We start from the raw sequence: 17,599 nt of genomic DNA, 5'->3' as shown, positions 1-17,599 counted from the left end.
GTTTGCTCCGGTCTGGGCTAGACTCTGATGAGTTCCGCCAACGGAGTTACCGATGCTTGCGCCAGGCAAACCTGACAACGAAGCCGTTCGCCTCAAACAATTGCAGTCGCTCAAGCTGCTCGATACCCCACCGGAGGAGCGGTTTGACCGCCTGACCCGTCTTGCCCGGCGTCTGTTCAACGTGCCGATCGCCCTGGTGTCGCTGGTGGACGCCAATCGGCAATGGTTCAAGTCAAGCGCCGGCCTGGAAGCCAGTGAGACCCCGCGCGAGGTGTCGTTCTGCGGGCATGCGATCTTGCAGGACGAGATCCTGGAGATTTGCGACGCGGAACAGGACGTGCGGTTCCACGATAATCCGTTGGTCAAGGGCCAACCTGGCATCCGCTTCTATGCCGGGCATCCGCTGGGGCTGGATGATGGCAGCAAGATGGGCACCCTGTGCTTGTTGGACACCCGGCCGCGCACCCTCAACGACGACGAGCGCGAGCTGCTGCGCGATCTGGCGAGCATGGCCGAGCAGGAGCTGGTGGCCGTGCAGATGGCCAGCATGGATGAATTGACGCTGCTGTCCAATCGGCGCGGCTTCATGACGCTGGCCCAGCACGCGCTGAGTGTCTGCAGCCGTCTTTCGCGGCCGGCGACACTGCTGTTTTTCGATCTCAACGACTTCAAGCCGATCAACGATCGCTTCGGGCATGCCGAGGGTGACGGCGCGCTGAAGACATTCGCCGACGTATTGCGCATTGCCTTTCGTGAAAGCGACGTAATCGGTCGCATGGGCGGAGACGAGTTCGTCGCCTTGCTCACCGGCGCTTCCCATGTCGAGACGACGGCGATCATGGCACGGCTCAGGGAAATGCTCGACGAGCGCAACATAACGTTGCAGCGCGGCTATGACATCGATTTCAGCGTGGGCCAGATCGAATACGACCCCGAGCGGCATGAGTCGATCGACAGCCTGCTGGCAGAGGCGGATGCGGCGATGTATGCGCAGAAGCAGGGACGGCGCAATAGCCCAAACTGATTGAGCTGCCCCCCGACATCACCCTCAACTGACCCACCGTCTTCGCGAGCAGGCTCGCTCCCACACGGTCTCGAGTTGTGCCTGACACTCCGGATGGCGCAGAACCACTGTGGGAGCGAGCCTGCTCGCGAAGAGGCCAGCCCATTCAGCATCAATGGCGACTGAAACACCGCCTTCGCGAGCAGGCTCGCTCCCACAGGATTTTGTGTTGTGCCTGGATGCTCCTAGTGGCGCAGCTCCATTGTGGGAGCGAGCTTGCTCGCGAAGAGGCCAGCCCATTCAGCATCCCCGTCGACTGAAACACCGCTATCGCGAGCAAGCTCGCTCCCACAGGATTTTGTGTTGTGCCTGGATGCTCCTAGTGGCGCAGCTCCATTGTGGGAGCGAGCTTGCTCGCGAAGAGGCCAGCCCATTCAGCATCCCCGTCGACTGATGCACCGCTATCGCGAGCAAGCTCGCTCCCACGGATTTTGTGTTGTGCCTGACACTCCGGATGGCGCAGAACCACTGTGGGAGCGAGCTTGCTCGCGAAGAGGCCAGCCCATTCAGCATCTATGGCGACTGAAACACCGCCTTCGCGAGCAGGCTCGCTCCCACAGGTGATTTTGCAGGGCATAAAAAAACGCCGCTTGGCCTTTCCAGGGCAAGCGGCGTTTTATTGCAACGTGAAGATTTACTCTTCGATGTTGCCCATGGCGGTGGTGTTGAAGCCGCCATCCACGTACATGATTTCACCGCTGATGCCCGACGCGAGGTCCGAGCACAGGAAGGCGCCGGCGTTGCCGACTTCTTCGATGGTGACGTTGCGACGCAGCGGGGTTTGCGCTTCGTTGGCGGCCAGCATCTTGCGGAAGTTCTTGATGCCGGAAGCGGCGAGGGTGCGGATCGGACCGGCCGATACGCAGTTCACGCGGGTGCCGTCCGGGCCCAGGGAGCCGGCCAAGTAGCGAACGCCAGCTTCCAGGGAGGCCTTGGCCATGCCCATGACGTTGTAGTTCGGCATGGTGCGCTCGGCGCCCAGGTACGACAGGGTCAGCAGGCTGCCGTTGCGGCCTTTCATCATCTCGCGACCGGCCTTGGCCAGGGCCACGAAGCTGTAGGCGCTGATGTCGTGGGCAATGCGGAAACCTTCACGGGTGGTGGCTTCGGTGAAATCGCCATCCAGTTGGTCGCCCGGGGCGAAGCCCACGGAGTGCACGATGCAGTCCAGGCCATCCCACTTCTTGCTCAGTTCTTCGAAGACCTTGGCGATTTCTTCATCGCTGGCCACGTCGCACGGGAAGCACAGCTCAGGGCTCGAACCCCAGCCTTGCGCGAACTCTTCGACACGACCCTTGAGTTTGTCGTTCTGATAAGTGAAGGCAAGCTCAGCGCCCTCGCGATGCATGGCGGCAGCGATGCCGGATGCGATGGACAGCTTGCTGGCGACACCGACGATCAGTACGCGCTTACCGGCGAGAAAACCCATGTGTTGCTCCTCTTTCAGGTTATTCGGCAGTTGTCGGGGCCAGGAAAGCGGCCTCCAGCAACTGCTGTGTATAGGGGTGTTGCGGCGCGGCGAATATGCTGCGGGCATCACCTTGTTCGACCACTTGGCCATGCTTGACCACCATCAACTGGTGGCTCAGCGCTTTGACGACAGCCAGGTCATGGCTGATAAACAGGTACGTCAGGTTGTACTTGGTTTGCAATGACCGCAACAGCTCCACCACCTGGCGTTGCACGGTACGGTCCAGGGCCGACGTTGGTTCGTCCAGCAGAATCAACGCCGGCTTGAGCACCAGGGCCCGGGCAATGGCGATGCGCTGCCGTTGCCCTCCGGAAAATTCGTGGGGGTAGCGGTTCCGGGTTTCCGGGTCCAGGCCTACCTCCTTTAATGCCGCAATTATCGCTTGTTCCTGTTCGGCTTCGGTGCCGATCTTGTGGATCCGCAGTCCTTCGCCGACGATCTGGCTCACACACATCCGCGGGCTCAGGCTGCCAAACGGGTCCTGAAACACCACTTGCATCTCCCGGCGCAACGGCCGGACCTGCTGCTGCGACAGGCTGTCGAGCTGCTTGCCCTCGAAGCGGATCCCGCCCTGGCTGCCGATCAACCGCAAGATCGCCAGCCCCAGCGTGGACTTGCCGGAACCGCTCTCGCCGACGATGCCCAAGGTCTGGCCCTGGGGCAGGCTGAAGCGGATTCCGTCCACCGCCTTGATGTAATCCGTCGTGCGCTTGAACAGGCCTTTCTTGATCGGGAACCAGACTTTCAGGTCCTCGACCTCCAGCAGCGGCGGGCCGACCACGTTGGTCGCCGGGTTGCCGCTGGGCTCGGCGGCGAGCAATTCCCGAGTGTACGGATGTTGCGGCGCGCGGAACAACTCTGCGCACGATGCCTGTTCGACGATGCAACCGCGCTGCATGACACATACACGATGCGCAATTCTTCGCACCAGGTTCAAATCGTGGCTGATCAGCAGCAGCGACATGCCCAGGCGCGCCTGCAAATCCTTGAGCAGATCGAGGATTTTCAACTGCACGGTGACGTCCAGCGCGGTGGTCGGTTCGTCGGCTATCAGCAGTTCCGGCTCGTTGGCCAGGGCCATGGCGATCATCACCCGCTGACGCTGGCCACCGGACAGTTCGTGGGGCAACGCCTTGAGCCGTTTGTGCGGTTCGGGGATGCCGACCAGTTCCAGCAGCTCGAGGGAGCGACGGGTGGCGACCTTGCCGGTCAGGCCCTTGTGGATGCCGAGCACTTCATTGAGCTGTTTTTCAATGCAGTGCAGCGGGTTCAGGGAAGTCATCGGCTCCTGGAAGATCATCGCGATCCGGTTGCCACGGATATGGCGGATGGTCTTTTCCTTCAGGCCCAGCAGATTCTGGCCGGCGTACTGGATGGTCCCGGTCGGGTGGTGGGCCAGCGGGTAGGGCAGCAAGCGCAGGATCGAATGGGCCGTCACCGACTTGCCCGAGCCGCTTTCACCCACCAGGGCGAGGGTTTCGCCGCGCTTGATGTCGAAGCTGATGCCCTCGACCACGCGCTGGCGGCGTTCGCCAACGATGAACTCCACCGCCAGGTCGCGTACTTCGATCAGATTGTCCTGGTTCATTTCACTTCCTCGGATCGAAGGCATCGCGAGCGGACTCGCCGATGAACACCAACAGGCTCAGCATGATCGCCAGCACGGCGAATGCGCTGATGCCCAGCCAGGGCGCCTGCAGGTTGGACTTGCCCTGGGCCACCAGCTCGCCGAGGGATGGCGCTCCGGCCGGCAGGCCGAAACCGAGAAAATCCAGGGCGGTGAGGGTGCCGATGGCGCCGGTGAGGATGAACGGCATGAAAGTCATGGTCGAGACCATGGCGTTGGGCAGGATGTGGCGGAACATGATCGCGCCATTCTGCATGCCCAGCGCTCGCGCGGCGCGCACGTATTCGAGGTTGCGCCCGCGCAGGAACTCGGCGCGCACCACATCCACCAGGCTCATCCAGGAAAACAGCAGCATGATGCCCAGCAGCCACCAGAAGTTCGGCTGGACGAAGCTGGCGAGGATGATCAGCAGGTAGAGTACCGGCAGCCCGGACCAGATTTCCAGGAAGCGCTGGCCGGCCAGGTCTACCCAGCCGCCATAGAAGCCCTGCAACGCACCGGCAATCACCCCGATGATCGAGCTGAGCACCGTCAGCGTGAGCGCGAACAGCACCGAGATGCGGAAGCCATAGATGACCCGCGCCAGCACGTCGCGGCCCTGGTCATCGGTGCCCAGCCAGTTCACCACCGAGGGCGGTGCCGGGGCCGGGACCTTCAAGTCGTAATTGATGCTCTGGTAGCTGAATGGAATCGGTGCCCACACGACCCAGGCGTCCTTTGCGGCGAGCAACTCGCGGATATACGGGCTCTTGTAGTTGGCCTCCAGCGGGAATTCGCCGCCGAACGTCGTTTCCGGGTAACGCTTCAGGGCCGGGAAGTACCAGCCGCCGTCGTAGTGCACCACCAGTGGCTTGTCGTTGGCAATAAGCTCGGCGCCCAGGCTGAGGACGAACAAGAACAGAAACAGCCACAACGACCACCAGCCACGCTTGTTGGCCTTGAACAGTTCGAAACGGCGACGATTGAGAGGGGAGAGGTTCATCTCAATGCTCCCGGCTTTCGAAGTCGATACGCGGATCGACGAAGGTATAGGTCAGGTCGCCGATCAGTTTCACTACCAGCCCCAGCAGGGTAAAGATGAACAGTGTGCCGAAGACCACCGGATAATCACGGTTGATGGCGGCTTCGAAGCTCATCAAGCCGAGGCCGTCGAGGGAGAAGATCACTTCCACCAGCAGCGAGCCGGTAAAGAAGATCCCGATGAACGCCGAAGGGAAACCGGCAATCACCAGCAGCATGGCGTTGCGAAATACATGCCCGTAGAGCACCCGGTTGCGCGTCAGCCCCTTGGCCTTGGCGGTGACCACGTACTGCTTGTTGATTTCATCGAGGAAGCTGTTCTTGGTCAGCAGCGTCATGGTGGCGAAGTTGCCGATCACCAGGGCGGTGACAGGCAAGGCCAGGTGCCAGAAGTAATCGAGGATCTTGCCGCCCAGGCTCAGCTCCTCGAAATTGTTCGACGTCAGGCCCCTTAACGGAAACCAGTCGAAATAACTGCCGCCGGCAAACACCACGATCAGCAGGATGGCGAACAGGAACGACGGGATCGCGTAACCGATGATGATCGCCGAACTGGTCCACACGTCGAAATGGCTGCCGTGCCGCGTGGCCTTGGCGATCCCCAGCGGGATCGACACCAGGTACATGATCAGCGTGCTCCACAGTCCGAGGGAGATCGACACCGGCATCTTTTCCTTGATCAGGTCGATGACCTTGGCGTCGCGGAAAAAGCTGTCGCCAAAGTCCAGGCGGGCGTAGTTCTTGATCATGATCCACAGGCGTTCGGGGGCCGACTTGTCGAAGCCGTACATGCGCTCGATTTCCTTGACCAGTGCCGGATCCAGGCCTTGGGCGCCGCGGTAGGAGGAGCCGGCCACCGACACTTCCGCGCCGCCGCCGGCGATGCGGCTGGTAGCGCCTTCGAAACCTTCGAGCTTGGCGATCATCTGCTCCACCGGCCCACCGGGCGCGGCCTGGATGATCACGAAGTTGATCAGAAGGATGCCGAACAGGGTCGGGATGATGAGCAGCAGGCGCCGAAAAATATAAGCCAGCATCGGGTTACTCCACGCTCACAGGGGCGGCGACTTGCTGCTCGATCACTTGTTTTTCCACTTCGTCGGCCGGTTTGACGTCCGGCTTCACCCACCATGTGGTGGTGCCGATGTCGTAGGTCGGGGTGACTTTCGGGTGGCCGATATGGTTCCAGTAGGCCACGCGCCAGGTCTTGATGTGCCAGTTGGGGATCACGTAGTAGCCCCACTGCAGCACCCGGTCCAGCGCCCGGGCATGGGCTACCAGGCTCTTGCGCGAATCGGCGTTGATCAACTGTTCCACCAATTGGTCGACGGCCGGGTCCTTCAGGCCCATGGTATTGCGGCTGCCAGGCTTGTCCGCGGCAGCCGACATCCAGAACTCGCGCTGCTCGTTACCCGGCGAGCTGGACTGCGGGAAGCTGCCCACCACCAGATCGAAGTCCCGGGAGCGCACGCGGTTGATGTACTGGGACACGTCGACGCGGCGAATCACCAGCTCGATGCCCAGGTCGCTCAGGTTGCGCTTGAAAGGCAGCAGCACCCGCTCGAATTCGGTCTGGGCCAGGAGGAATTCCAGCACCACCGGTTTGCCCTGGGCGTCGACCATCTTGTCGTCGACGATGCGCCAGCCGGCCTCCTGCAGCAATTGATAGGCCTTGCGCTGCTGGTCGCGGATCATGCCGCTGCCATCGCAGACCGTAGGCTGGAAGGTTTCAGTGAAGACCTGTTCCGGAATCTTGCCGCGCAGCGGTTCGAGAATCTTCAATTCGTCTTCGCCGGGCAGGCCGGTCGCGGCCATTTCCGAGTTCTCGAAATAGCTGCGGGTGCGGGCGTAGGCACCGTGGAACAACTGCTTGTTGGTCCATTCGAAGTCCAGCAACAGGCTCAACGCCTGGCGCACCCGCACGTCCTGGAAGATCGGGCGGCGCAGGTTGTAGACAAAACCCTGCATGCCGGTGGGGTTGCCGTTGGGGATCTGTTCCTTGATCAGGCGGCCTTCGCTGACGGCGGGAATGTTGTAGGCGTTGGCCCAGTTCTTGGCAGCCATCTCCAGCCAGAAATCGAATTGCCCGGCTTTCAACGCCTCTACGGCCACGGTGTTGTCGCGGTAGTAATCGGTGGTCAGTACGTCGAAATTGTAGAAGCCGCGGTTGACCGCCAGGTCCTTGCCCCAGTAATCCTTGACGCGCTCGTAGCGGATCGAACGCCCCGCCTTCACTTCGGTGACCCGGTAGGGGCCGCTGCCGAGGGGGATCTCCAGGTTGCCCTTGTTGAAGTCGCGGTTGGCCCACCAGTGCTTGGGTAACACCGGCAATTGGCCGAGGATCAACGGTAGTTCGCGGTTATTGGTGTGCTTGAACTTGAACAGGACCTTGAGTGGCGTCTCGGCGACGACTTCGGCGACGTCGTTGTAATAACCGCGAAACATCGGTGCGCCGTCCCTGGTCAGGGTCTCGAAGCTGAACACGACGTCTTCGGCGCGCACCGGATGGCCGTCGTTGAAGCGGGCATCGGGGCGCAGGTAGAAGCGCACCCAGCCATTGTCCGGGGCCTTCTCGATCTTTTCTGCGATCAGGCCGTACTCGGTAAAGGGCTCGTCGAGGCCTTGCTTGGCCAGGGTGTCGTAGATCAGGCCGATATCATCGGCCGGTACGCCCTTGCTGATAAATGGGTTGAGGCTGTCGAAGCCGCCAAACCCGCCCTGACGGAATAACCCGCCCTTGGGGGCATCCGGATTTACATAATCGAAATGCTTGAAGTCGGCCGGGTACTTCGGCGGTTCGTTGTACAACGTCAAGGCGTGTTGCGGCGCGGCACAGGCCAGTCCGGCGAATAACAGGCCGCTGGCCTGCAGGAGCAGGGCGCGTAAAGGCTTCATTGATCTTTCTCCGAAGATTTCAGCCACCATGCGCTAAGGCCCAGGGTATAGGGCGGCGTAGTGACGAAGGCGAACCGGTTGCGGTACGCCAGGCGATGATAATTGAGATACCAGTTGGGAATGCAGTAATGCTGCCATAGCAGCACGCGGTCCAGGGCCTTGCCGGCGGCGACCTGTTCGTCGCGAGTCTGGGCGGCGAGCAGCTTCTCCAGCAGGTGATCGACCACGGGGTTGGCGATGCCCGCATAGTTTTTACTGCCCTTGATCCCGACCTGGCTGGAGTGGAAGTACTGCCATTGCTCAAGGCCCGGGCTGAGGGTCTGGCTCAGGGTCAGCAGGATCATGTCGAAATCGAACTGGTCCAGGCGCTGCTTGTACTGGGCGCGGTCCACCGTGCGCAGACGGGCCTGGACGCCGATGCTGGCGAGGTTCTCGACGTAGGGCTGGAGGATGCGCTCCAGGTTCGGGTTCACCAACAGGATTTCAAAGCGTAGGGGCTGCTTGTCGGCGTTCAGCAAGTGCTGGCCGTGGAGGGTCCATCCGGCTTCTTTCAACAGGCCCAGGGCCTTGCGCAGTGTCTCGCGCGGAACGCCGCGACCGTCGGTGCGAGGCAGGCTGAAGGGTTCGGTCAGCAACCGGGGCGGCAATTGTTCGCGATAGGGCTTGAGCAGCAGCCATTCGTGCCCCACGGGCAGGCCCGTGGCCGAAAATTCACTGTTGGGGTAATAGCTGAGTGTGCGTTTGTAGGCACCGCTGAACAACGTGCGGTTGGTCCATTCGAAATCGAACATCAATCCCAGGGCTTCGCGCATCTTGACCTCGGCGAAGGTGCTGCGCCGGGTGTTCATGAACAGGCCCTGGGTCTGGGTCGGAATCTGATGGGGAATCTGCGCCTTGATCACATCGCCACGGTTGATCGCCGGAAAGTTGTAGCCGTTGGCCCAGTTCTTGGCCTGGTGTTCGATGTAGATATCGAATTCACCGGCCTTGAACGCTTCGAAGGCCACCTCGCTGTCGCGGTAGAACTCGACGACCATGCGGTCGTAGTTGTATTTGCCGCGATTGACCGGCAGGTCCTTGCCCCAGTAGTCCTTGACCCGTTCGAAGACCAGTTGGCGACCGGGCTGCACCTTGGTGATGCGATAAGGGCCACTGCCCAGGGGAGGCTCGAAGGTGGTCGCCTTGAAGTCGCGGTCTTTCCAGTAGTGCTGGGGCAGCACCGGCAGTTCCCCCAGGCGCAGGATCAGCAAGGGATTGCCCGCACGCTTGAAGACAAAGCGGATTTTCAGCGGGTTGAGGATATCGACCCGCAGCACTTCCTGCAGGTTGGTGCGGTATTGCGGATGACCTTCCTTGAGCAGCGTCCTGTAGGAAAACGCCACGTCATAAGCGGTGATGGGCACGCCGTCATGGAACCGCGCCTCCGGCCGCAGGTTGAACACCACCCAGCTACGGTCCTCGCTGTATTCCACGGATCGGGCGATCAAGCCGTAGCTCGACGTCGGTTCGTCGCCGGACGGTGCGTACTGGCCGGTGCCAACCATCAACGGCTCGTTCAATTCATTGATGCCGTATTGCAGGAAATTTGCCGTTGAAACCGGGCTGCTGCCCTTGAAGGTATACGGATTGAGTGTGTCGAAGGTGCCAAATGCCATGACCCGCAAGGTGCCGCCCTTGGGCGCTTGCGGGTTGACCCAGTCGAAGTGGGTGAATCTGGCCGGGTACTTGAGCGTGCCGAACTGCGCATAGCCATGGCTTTCGCTGATGGTGGCGCCGGCGGGGGAGCTCAAGGCCAGGCTGATCAGGAACAGGAGGAGGGGACGTATCAAGTCTGAGATCCGATCCAGGCGGCTTGGGCTTTTATGGCCTGTACAGTAACAGCTTGTATCGGCAGGAAAAAGGCGGGGGCTCAAAGCGCTGGATTACCTGGATCCATGGCGAGAGTGCCTTTGTGGCGAGGGAGCTTGCTCCCGCTGGGTTGCGAAGCAACCCGTGAACCTGGCACCTCGGTGTGACAGGTGAATTGAGTCGCTGCTTTTGGGGCTGCTGTGCAGCCCAGCGGGAGCAAGCTCCCTCGCCACGGGAGCTCCGCTGTTAATGCGGGGAATAGACCGTCAGCATCTGTCCAGGCTTGAGCGCCTTGCCCATGCGCGGGTTCCAGCGCTTGAGGTGCTGCATTTCGACGTTGAAGCGCTTGGCAACGACGTAAAGCGAGTCGCCTTGCTTGACCTTGTATTGGGTCTGCTTCTTCTGTTCCTTGCCCTTGGCGGCTACGACAGTGTTGATGCGTTTGCCGCTGGCCTTGGTTGCCTTGGTGGCCTTGACGTCTTGCATGACCAGGGTCTGGCCGACCTTGAGCTTATTGCCGCTGAGCTTGTTCCAGCGTTGCAGGTCCTTGGTCTGGACATTGTTGGCCTTGGCGATCTGGGCCAGGTTGTCGCCGCGCTTGACCCGGTAGCTGCGCCGTACACCTTCCACTTCGCTGTCATCGGCGTTTTCGAAGACCGGCTTGAGCGAGCGCGGGCTGATCAGTTCTTCCGGGCGCATGGTTGACAGGCTGGCGGTCAGCAACTGTGCCTTGGAGGTCGGGACCAGCAGGTGTTGTGGGCCGTCGACGGTGGTGCGTTGCTTGAACGCCGGGTTGAGCTGGAACAGCTCGTCTTCGTCGATGTTCGCCACCGCTGCGACTTTTGAAAGGTCCATGCGCTGGTTGATCTCGACGACCTGGAAGTAGGGTTCGTTGGCGATCGGGTTGAGGTTCACGCCGTAGGCATCGGGGGCCAGTACCACCTGGGACAGCGCCAGCAGCTTCGGCACGTAGGCCTGGGTTTCGCTGGGCAGAGGCAGGTTCCAGTAGTCGGTGGGCAGGCCGAGCTTTTCGTTGCGCTCGATGGCCCGGCTGACCGTGCCTTCACCGGCGTTGTAGGCCGCCAGCGCCAGCAGCCAGTCACCGTTGAACATGTCATGCAGGCGCGTCAGGTAATCCATGGCGGCCGTGGTCGACGCTGTGATGTCGCGACGTCCGTCGTAGAAACGCGTCTGGCGCAGGTTGAAATAACGCCCGGTGGAGGGGATGAACTGCCACAGGCCCACCGCGTTGGCGCGGGAATAGGCCATCGGGTTGTAGGCGCTTTCAATCACCGGCAACAGCGCCAGCTCCAGCGGCATGTTGCGCTCTTCCAGGCGCTCGACGATGTAATGGATGTACAGGCTGCCGCGCTCGCCGGCGTTTTCCAGGAAGGAAGGATTGCTGGCGAACCACAGGCGCTGCTGCTCGATGCGCGGGTTGACCCCGGCGGTTTCCTGCAGCTGGAATCCCTGGCGCATGCGTTCCCAGACGTCCTGGGGCACTTGCGGGCTGGGTTTTTCCGTCAGCCAGACGGGTTTTTGCTTGGCTCGCGCGGCGATATTCGGCGTATGCGCGACATCGGCCTGCGGCACCTGGCTGGTGCTCTGGCAGCCGGCCAGCGTGGCGGACACAGCCACCGCGATGGCTTGAGCCAAGCGGGTCAATGTGTCTGACTGGACGGACCTGCGAATAGATGACGACATTGGCTGGAAGTAAGTTCCGGGCAAAAATGTCGGCCGATTCTAGGAAGCGCACCCCAACAGGTCAACCATTCAGAATTTTTGTATCAATTGATAGCGGGCTTAGAACTTATCTTTCCAGGCCCTCAAGGCTGCAAAAACCTCACTCGCCGTCTGGTTACGCTGGCCGTTCCGTTCGTCTGCTTTTTCTTTAACGGATGTTTCAGAGGTGCGCAAAAACGGATTGGTGAGCTTTTCCAGGGCCAGGGTCGACGGCAGGGTGATGACACCCTGGCTGCGCTGCTCGGTGACTTTCTCCAGGCGCGCGGCAATGTCCGGGTTGGCCGGCTCGACCGCGACGGCAAACTTCAGGTTGCTCAGGGTATATTCATGGGTGCAGTAGACGAGCGTATCGTCGGGCAGTGCGGCGAGGCGGCTCAAGGAGTGGTGCATCTGCTCGGGCGTGCCCTCGAAGAGCCGGCCGCAACCGGCGGCGAACAGCGTGTCGCCGCAGAACAGCAGGCCGCGATGGTAGTAGGCGATATGCCCAAGGGTGTGTCCGGGCACGGCGTGAATATCGAAGTCCAGGCCCAGCACGTTGACCTTGGCGTTGTCCTCCAGGGCGATGTCCCGCGCCGGGATGTTTTCGCTGGCCGGCCCGTAGACGGTGGCGTTTGTCGCGCTTTTCAGCGCCGCGACACCGCCGACATGGTCATGGTGGTGATGAGTGACCAGGATGTCGCTCAGGACCCAGCCCGGATGGGCGTCGAGCCAGGCCCGTACGGGGGCGGCGTCGCCCGGGTCGACCACGGCGCAGCGCTGGGTCGAGTGATCCTGTAACAACCAGATGTAGTTATCGGTAAACGCGGGCAGGGCACTGATCTGTATCATCGCTGAATTCGCCAAGCTCAAAACAAAGGCGCATCTTAGAACTTCCTGGCGCGTTGGAGAATGCAATGACCGATGAAGCGTTCGCTCAGGCTGATCCTGAATGGCTGGCATTGATCAGTTCCGCCCGTGAATGGCTGTCCGGCCCTGTCGGGCAATTCCTGCTGGAAGAAGAACGGCGCATGCTCGAAGACGAGTTGGGCCGGTTCTTCGGCGGCTACCTGGTGCATTATGGCCCCTCGGCACAGACCCCACCGTCGGCCCCGCAGGTGCAGCGCAACGTACGCCTGGGCGCGCCGTTGCCTGGCGTGGAGATCGTCTGCGAGGAGCAGGCCTGGCCATTGAGCGAGCATGCCGCCGACGTGGTGGTCATGCAGCACGGCCTGGATTTCTGCCTGTCGCCCCATGGCCTGTTGCGCGAGGCCGCCAGCAGCGTGCGTCCCGGTGGCCATTTGTTGATTATCGGCATCAACCCCTGGAGCAGTTGGGGGCTGCGTCATGTATTCGCCGGCGACGCGCTGCGCCAGGCCCGTTGCATCTCGGCTTCGCGAGTGGGCGACTGGCTCAACCTGCTGGGCTTCGCGCTGGAGAAACGCCGCTTCGGGTGCTATCGTCCGCCGCTTGCGTCGCCCAAGTGGCAGGCCCGTCTGGCCGGCTGGGAGCGCAAGGCCAGTGACTGGCAATTGTCCGGCGGCGGCTTCTATCTGTTGGTGGCGCGCAAGATCGTGGTCGGCTTGCGCCCGGTACGCCAGGCGCGGCGCGAGCCGGTGGGCAAGCTGATTCCCTTGCCGATGGCCAAGGTCAATCGCCGTCACATCGAGCCGTAACTTTTATTTCCAATGGTCCTGGCCGGCATTCGGTTTCGGGCGTCGAGCGGTCCCGGCCGGTGGGCCTTTGCATTTTTTCTGGATAGATTGGCATGAGCGATAGCGTAGAACTTTTCACTGATGGCGCCTGCAAGGGCAATCCGGGCCCGGGTGGCTGGGGTGCGTTGCTGGTGTGCAAGGGCGTGGAAAAGGAGCTCTGGGGCGGCGAAGCCAATACCACCAACAATCGCATGGAACTGATGGGCGCCATTCGCGGCCTGGAAGAACTCAAGCGGCCATGCGATGTGCTGCTGGTGACCGACTCGCAATATGTAATGAAAGGCATCAACGAGTGGATGGCCAACTGGAAGAAGCGCGGCTGGAAAACGGCGGCGAAGGAACCGGTCAAGAACGCTGATCTCTGGAAGCTGCTGGACGAGCAGGTCAACCGCCACAACGTCACCTGGAAATGGGTGCGCGGGCACATCGGCCACCACGGCAACGAGCGGGCCGACCAGTTGGCCAATCGTGGGGTCGATGAGGTACGGGGGTATAAGCAGGCTTGATCCAAAAGCGGTCCCGGGCTTATCCCACCGAATAGCGTGCTAACATTCGCGCTTTTGCAAGACTGCCCGTTTGAGAGCTGAACACTGATGGCCAACAGATCTGTAGTACTGGATACCGAAACCACCGGCATGCCGGTGACCGACGGTCACCGGATTATCGAAATCGGCTGTGTCGAGCTGATCGGTCGACGCCTGACCGGTCGTCATTTCCACGTCTACCTGCAACCGGACCGCGAAAGCGACGAGGGTGCCATTGGCGTGCACGGCATCACCAACGAATTCCTGGTAGGCAAGCCGCGTTTCGCCGAGGTAGCCGATGAGTTCTTCGAATTCATCCAGGGCGCGCAGTTGATCATCCATAACGCGGCGTTCGACGTCGGGTTCATCAACAATGAATTCGCCCTGATGGGCCAGCACGACCGGGCCGACATCACCCGGCATTGCACTATCCTCGATACCTTGATGATGGCGCGGGAGCGGCATCCGGGCCAGCGCAACAGCCTTGATGCCTTGTGCAAGCGCTACGGGGTCGACAACTCCGGTCGTGAGCTGCACGGCGCCTTGCTCGACTCCGAGATCCTCGCCGACGTCTACCTGACCATGACTGGCGGTCAGACCAGTCTGTCCCTGGCCGGCAATGCGTCTGACGGCAATGGCACCGGCGAAGGTTCGGGTAACCAGGCGAGCGAGATCCGGCGTTTGCCGGCAGACCGCAAGCCGGCCCGGATCATCCGCGCCAGCGAAAGCGACCTGGCCGAACATGCCGCGCGTCTGGAAGCCATCGCCAAGTCCGCCGGTGCCCCGGCATTGTGGACGCAATTGGTCGAGGCGCAGGCTGCCGCGAGTTGATGAGATATCTGTGGGAGCGAGCCTGCTCGCGAAAGCGCTGGGTCAATTGGCAACTGTCGAATGTGCCTACGCCTTCGCGAGCAGGCTCGCTCCCACAAGAGCTTTCCTCATGCAGTTTTCGGCGCAATCGCCAATACTTTCCAATTTAAAGTAAAGGCAGGCCATGGTTATCCGCGTGACGTGTGAAGATTCGACAAGCAAGGGCAATGGATGGCTTCGCGCCGTTGGTTGTCTCAAGGAATGAGGACCTTCCCCAGTATGCAACCGGTCATGAATCCCAAGCACCCCGGCCTGTCGGTGCGCGTCGCCGATGACGGCTTCGCCGCTTATATCTGGGGCAGCGATTTCAGTTTCGAAGTCAGCGTCTATGGCACGGCGCAGATCGGCCGGCCGGTGAGCCAGTGGCCGGTGACGCCGATCGTTCCCTACCGCAAGTGCTACGGCATCGACCCTGAAGAGTTCAGCAGTTTTCGCGATGCCCCGGACAGCGAAATCTTCATGGCCTACCTGGACGATCAACCGGTCGGCCATCTGGTCGTCAGCACCAATTGGAACGGGTATGCCCATATCGACGAGCTGGCGGTGCATGCACCGGCTCGCCGGCATGGGGTGGCCAAGGCCTTGCTCGACGTGGCCCAGTTCTGGAGCCGCAAGAAAAAACTGCCGGGCATCATGTTGGAAACCCAGAACAACAACCTGGGCGCCTGTCGGCTTTACGAGCGCTGCGGCTATGTGCTCGGCGGCATCGATCACCTGCGTTATCGCGGCATTGACCGGCACACCGCCGAGGTGGCGCTGTTCTGGTACCGGTTGTTCGACGATCCGCTGGGCATGACGGTCAGTGGTTCAGCAACGCCTCGGCTTGTTCCGTGATCCGTTCCAGCAACGACTGGATCGCCGGTGAAGGCGTGGCACCGTTCAGGCTCAATGCATAGAGGCAGATGGGCACGGCCGGCGATACCGGACAGATGTCCAGGTCGCCGCCCCTGGCCCCCGAGGCGGTAAACGGGTCGACAATCGCCAGGCCTTCGCCGGCCTCGACCATTGCCCGCATCATCTGATGAGTCTGCACGCGTATCTGCACCACCGGCGCCGGGCGCAGTGCGCCAAGCTTATGGTCGAACGCCGGGCTCAGCGGATCATGCCCCTCCAGCCCGACCAGCGACTGGCCCGCAAGATCCTGAACCGACACGTATTTCTGTCGTGGTTGCAGCCAGCCATGGGGCGCCAGCAGCTGCAGTTTGCCTTGGGCGATCATCTGGCAATCGATGTCGGGGTGTTCGGGATCGTGCAGGCTCAGGCCCAAATCGCTTTCACGCAGCAGCAGGCTCTTGACGATTTCCCGGGTCGGCTGGCTGAGCAGGGTGCACGGCGCATCCGGATGGCGCCGACGCAGGGCGGCAATGCTCAGGGGTAACAGCTGTTGGGCCAGTGGTGGGGTGCAGATGATGCGCAGGGGCGGCGCCTGATAATGCTTCAGGCTGGCGGCCATTCGCTGTATCGGTTCGAGGGTGTCGTACAGCCGCGTGATGCCTTCGCGTAATTCCAGGGTTTCCCGCGTCGCCTGCAAGCGTCCGCGCACGCTGGCGAACAGCATGAAACCGAGCTGGGCCTCCGCATCGCGCAGGATCGACTCGACTTCGGCCACCGGCAATTGCAGCCATTCGGCCGCGGTACCCAGGTGGCCAGTCTGCAGCAGCGCCTGGATCACTTCGATGTGGCGTAAACGCATGCAAGAGGTCCGTATTAGGCAGGTAAGCCATTGAGTGGCTGAATCCTAACCCAATTACGGGTGCGACTTCTGCTCATGCAAACAGTTATAGAGCGATCTGCGTTTCGACTGGCGCCTGAGGCTGCCGTGGCGTTTCAGGCTCGCGGGTCAGGTGGATGCCGGATTGCACCAGCAGGAACGTGTCCTCGTCGACTTTGTTGACCCGATCTCCAATGGCCAGCTTATAAGTGATGACATCCTTGCCAATGCCGTCTTGTGACGGGTCTGATTCTTGGAATTCATGCACCGAATAGACGCGACCTTCGGCGTCCCGTGCGTGAAATTGTCCGACAAGTACTGCTGCCATTGCTTGGAACCTCTGAAAATAGATCACTCGATTTGCGGTTCTGTAGACCTTGGTCAAGTGCGGTAAGTTTTCCTACAGTAAAAAAATAGTCCGGTTGGCAGGTTTTGGGTGATCCACTGGTCCAATTGTGGTGCCGATCATCTATAACTACAGGCTCCCTTTGAGCCGATAGTCGAGAAGCCTCTCATGAGTAATGTCTACACAGTGGCGGTTTTAGTGGGCAGCCTGCGCAAGGCGTCGATCAACCGAAAGGTCGCGTTGGCCCTGGCGGACCTGGCGCCGTCCAACCTGAAACTGGAGATCGTCGAAATCGGCGAGCTGCCGCTCTATAACGAAGACATCGACGTCTCGCCGCCGGCGGCCTATACCGCGTTTCGCCAGAAGGTCGGCGCGGCGGATGCGTTGTTGTTCGTGACACCGGAATACAACCGCTCGGTGCCGGCCCCGCTGAAGAACGCCATTGATGTCGGCTCGCGCCCCTACGGTCAGAGTTGCCTGAGCGGCAAGCCGGGCGCAGTGATCAGCGCCTCACCCGGTGCCATCGGCGGTTTTGGCGCCAACCACCATTTGCGCCAATCCCTGGTTTTTCTCGACGTGCCTTGCATGCAACAACCTGAAGCCTACCTGAGCGGTGCGGGAACGGCGTTCGACGAGGCGGGCAACCTGTCGGAATCGGTGCGGCCGTTTTTGCAGAAGTTCATCGATGCCTATGGCAAGTGGGTGGAGCAGCATAAGAAGGTTTGATATCACCGTGAAACCCGTGGCCAGGGAGCTTGCTCCCTCGCCACAAGTGCATCCATGACCGCAT

16 protein-coding genes are annotated in these 17,599 nt (G+C 61.2%); 6 read left to right on the top strand and 10 right to left on the bottom strand.

Annotated elements, in window-relative coordinates; genetic code table 11:
- Positions 1–52 precede the first annotated feature (52 nt).
- Positions 53–1,024: a sensor domain-containing diguanylate cyclase gene (locus J3P91_RS16445; RefSeq protein WP_434601111.1), complete on the top strand. Its 972-nt coding sequence runs from the start codon at positions 53–55 to the stop codon at positions 1,022–1,024.
- Positions 1,025–1,697: 673 nt separating this feature from the next.
- On the opposite strand, the gene fabI is transcribed toward J3P91_RS16445, so the two are convergent.
- The 8 genes from fabI to gloB all read right to left on the bottom strand — a co-directional run bounded on the left by fabI (position 1,698) and on the right by gloB (position 12,495).
- Entirely contained in the window at positions 1,698–2,492 is a 795-nt protein-coding gene (fabI, locus tag J3P91_RS16440; protein WP_003202751.1) for an enoyl-ACP reductase FabI, read from the bottom strand.
- Positions 2,493–2,511: 19 nt separating this feature from the next.
- Positions 2,512–4,122, bottom strand: a complete 1,611-nt coding sequence (locus J3P91_RS16435) for an ABC transporter ATP-binding protein (RefSeq protein ID WP_434601110.1) — start codon at positions 4,120–4,122, stop codon at positions 2,512–2,514.
- A gap of 1 nt (position 4,123) precedes the next feature.
- Positions 4,124–5,143 carry an ABC transporter permease gene (locus J3P91_RS16430; RefSeq protein ID WP_434601109.1) on the bottom strand — a complete coding sequence of 340 codons (1,020 nt, stop codon included), beginning with the start codon at positions 5,141–5,143 and terminating at the stop codon, positions 4,124–4,126.
- 1 nt (position 5,144) lies between these two features.
- Positions 5,145–6,218: a microcin C ABC transporter permease YejB gene (locus J3P91_RS16425; protein WP_434601108.1), complete on the bottom strand. Its 1,074-nt coding sequence runs from the start codon at positions 6,216–6,218 to the stop codon at positions 5,145–5,147.
- Between the two features lie 4 nt (positions 6,219–6,222).
- Positions 6,223–8,076 carry an extracellular solute-binding protein gene (locus J3P91_RS16420; protein ID WP_434601107.1) on the bottom strand — a complete coding sequence of 618 codons (1,854 nt, stop codon included), beginning with the start codon at positions 8,074–8,076 and terminating at the stop codon, positions 6,223–6,225.
- A complete protein-coding gene (locus J3P91_RS16415) occupies positions 8,073–9,905 on the bottom strand; it encodes an extracellular solute-binding protein (protein ID WP_434601105.1) in 1,833 nt (610 codons plus the stop codon). The genes J3P91_RS16420 and J3P91_RS16415 overlap by 4 nt, the downstream gene beginning before the upstream one ends.
- Before the next feature lie 265 nt (positions 9,906–10,170).
- Positions 10,171–11,628: a transglycosylase SLT domain-containing protein gene (locus tag J3P91_RS16410; protein ID WP_434601103.1), complete on the bottom strand. Its 1,458-nt coding sequence runs from the start codon at positions 11,626–11,628 to the stop codon at positions 10,171–10,173.
- Positions 11,629–11,727: 99 nt separating this feature from the next.
- Positions 11,728–12,495 carry a hydroxyacylglutathione hydrolase gene (gene gloB, locus J3P91_RS16405; protein WP_434601101.1) on the bottom strand — a complete coding sequence of 256 codons (768 nt, stop codon included), beginning with the start codon at positions 12,493–12,495 and terminating at the stop codon, positions 11,728–11,730.
- A 65-nt stretch (positions 12,496–12,560) separates the two neighbouring features.
- Here gloB and J3P91_RS16400 point away from each other — a divergent pair, with 65 nt between their 5' ends.
- The 4 genes from J3P91_RS16400 (at position 12,561) to J3P91_RS16385 (ending at position 15,586) form a co-directional block, all read left to right on the top strand.
- Positions 12,561–13,319 carry a class I SAM-dependent methyltransferase gene (locus J3P91_RS16400; protein WP_434573601.1) on the top strand — a complete coding sequence of 253 codons (759 nt, stop codon included), beginning with the start codon at positions 12,561–12,563 and terminating at the stop codon, positions 13,317–13,319.
- 92 nt (positions 13,320–13,411) lie between these two features.
- Positions 13,412–13,864, top strand: a complete 453-nt coding sequence (gene rnhA, locus J3P91_RS16395) for a ribonuclease HI (RefSeq protein WP_030142629.1) — start codon at positions 13,412–13,414, stop codon at positions 13,862–13,864.
- Between the two features lie 87 nt (positions 13,865–13,951).
- Positions 13,952–14,713, top strand: coding sequence for a DNA polymerase III subunit epsilon (gene dnaQ, locus J3P91_RS16390; protein ID WP_434601099.1), 762 nt, complete (start codon positions 13,952–13,954; stop codon positions 14,711–14,713).
- Between the two features lie 258 nt (positions 14,714–14,971).
- Complete coding sequence (locus J3P91_RS16385; protein WP_305500442.1) at positions 14,972–15,586, top strand: GNAT family N-acetyltransferase; 615 nt, start codon at positions 14,972–14,974, stop codon at positions 15,584–15,586.
- Here the strand turns inward: J3P91_RS16385 and J3P91_RS16380 are convergent.
- Both J3P91_RS16380 and J3P91_RS16375 read right to left on the bottom strand, forming a co-directional pair.
- The gene (locus tag J3P91_RS16380; protein WP_434601096.1) at positions 15,552–16,445 is read right to left on the bottom strand and encodes a LysR substrate-binding domain-containing protein; all 894 of its coding nucleotides are present in this window, start codon (positions 16,443–16,445) and stop codon (positions 15,552–15,554) included. The genes J3P91_RS16385 and J3P91_RS16380 overlap by 35 nt on opposite strands.
- 85 nt (positions 16,446–16,530) lie before the next feature.
- Positions 16,531–16,791: a hypothetical protein gene (locus tag J3P91_RS16375; protein WP_305500444.1), complete on the bottom strand. Its 261-nt coding sequence runs from the start codon at positions 16,789–16,791 to the stop codon at positions 16,531–16,533.
- A gap of 186 nt (positions 16,792–16,977) precedes the next feature.
- Between J3P91_RS16375 and J3P91_RS16370 the strand changes: the two genes are divergently transcribed.
- Positions 16,978–17,535 carry an NADPH-dependent FMN reductase gene (locus tag J3P91_RS16370; protein WP_305500446.1) on the top strand — a complete coding sequence of 186 codons (558 nt, stop codon included), beginning with the start codon at positions 16,978–16,980 and terminating at the stop codon, positions 17,533–17,535.
- The last annotated feature ends 64 nt before the right edge of the window (positions 17,536–17,599 follow it).

This window comes from Pseudomonas sp. Z4-7 (assembly GCF_051131965.1).
Lineage (GTDB): Bacteria > Pseudomonadota > Gammaproteobacteria > Pseudomonadales > Pseudomonadaceae > Aquipseudomonas.
The sequence above is the reverse complement of the archived record's forward strand: the minus strand, read 5'-3'. Positions and strand labels throughout refer to the sequence as shown.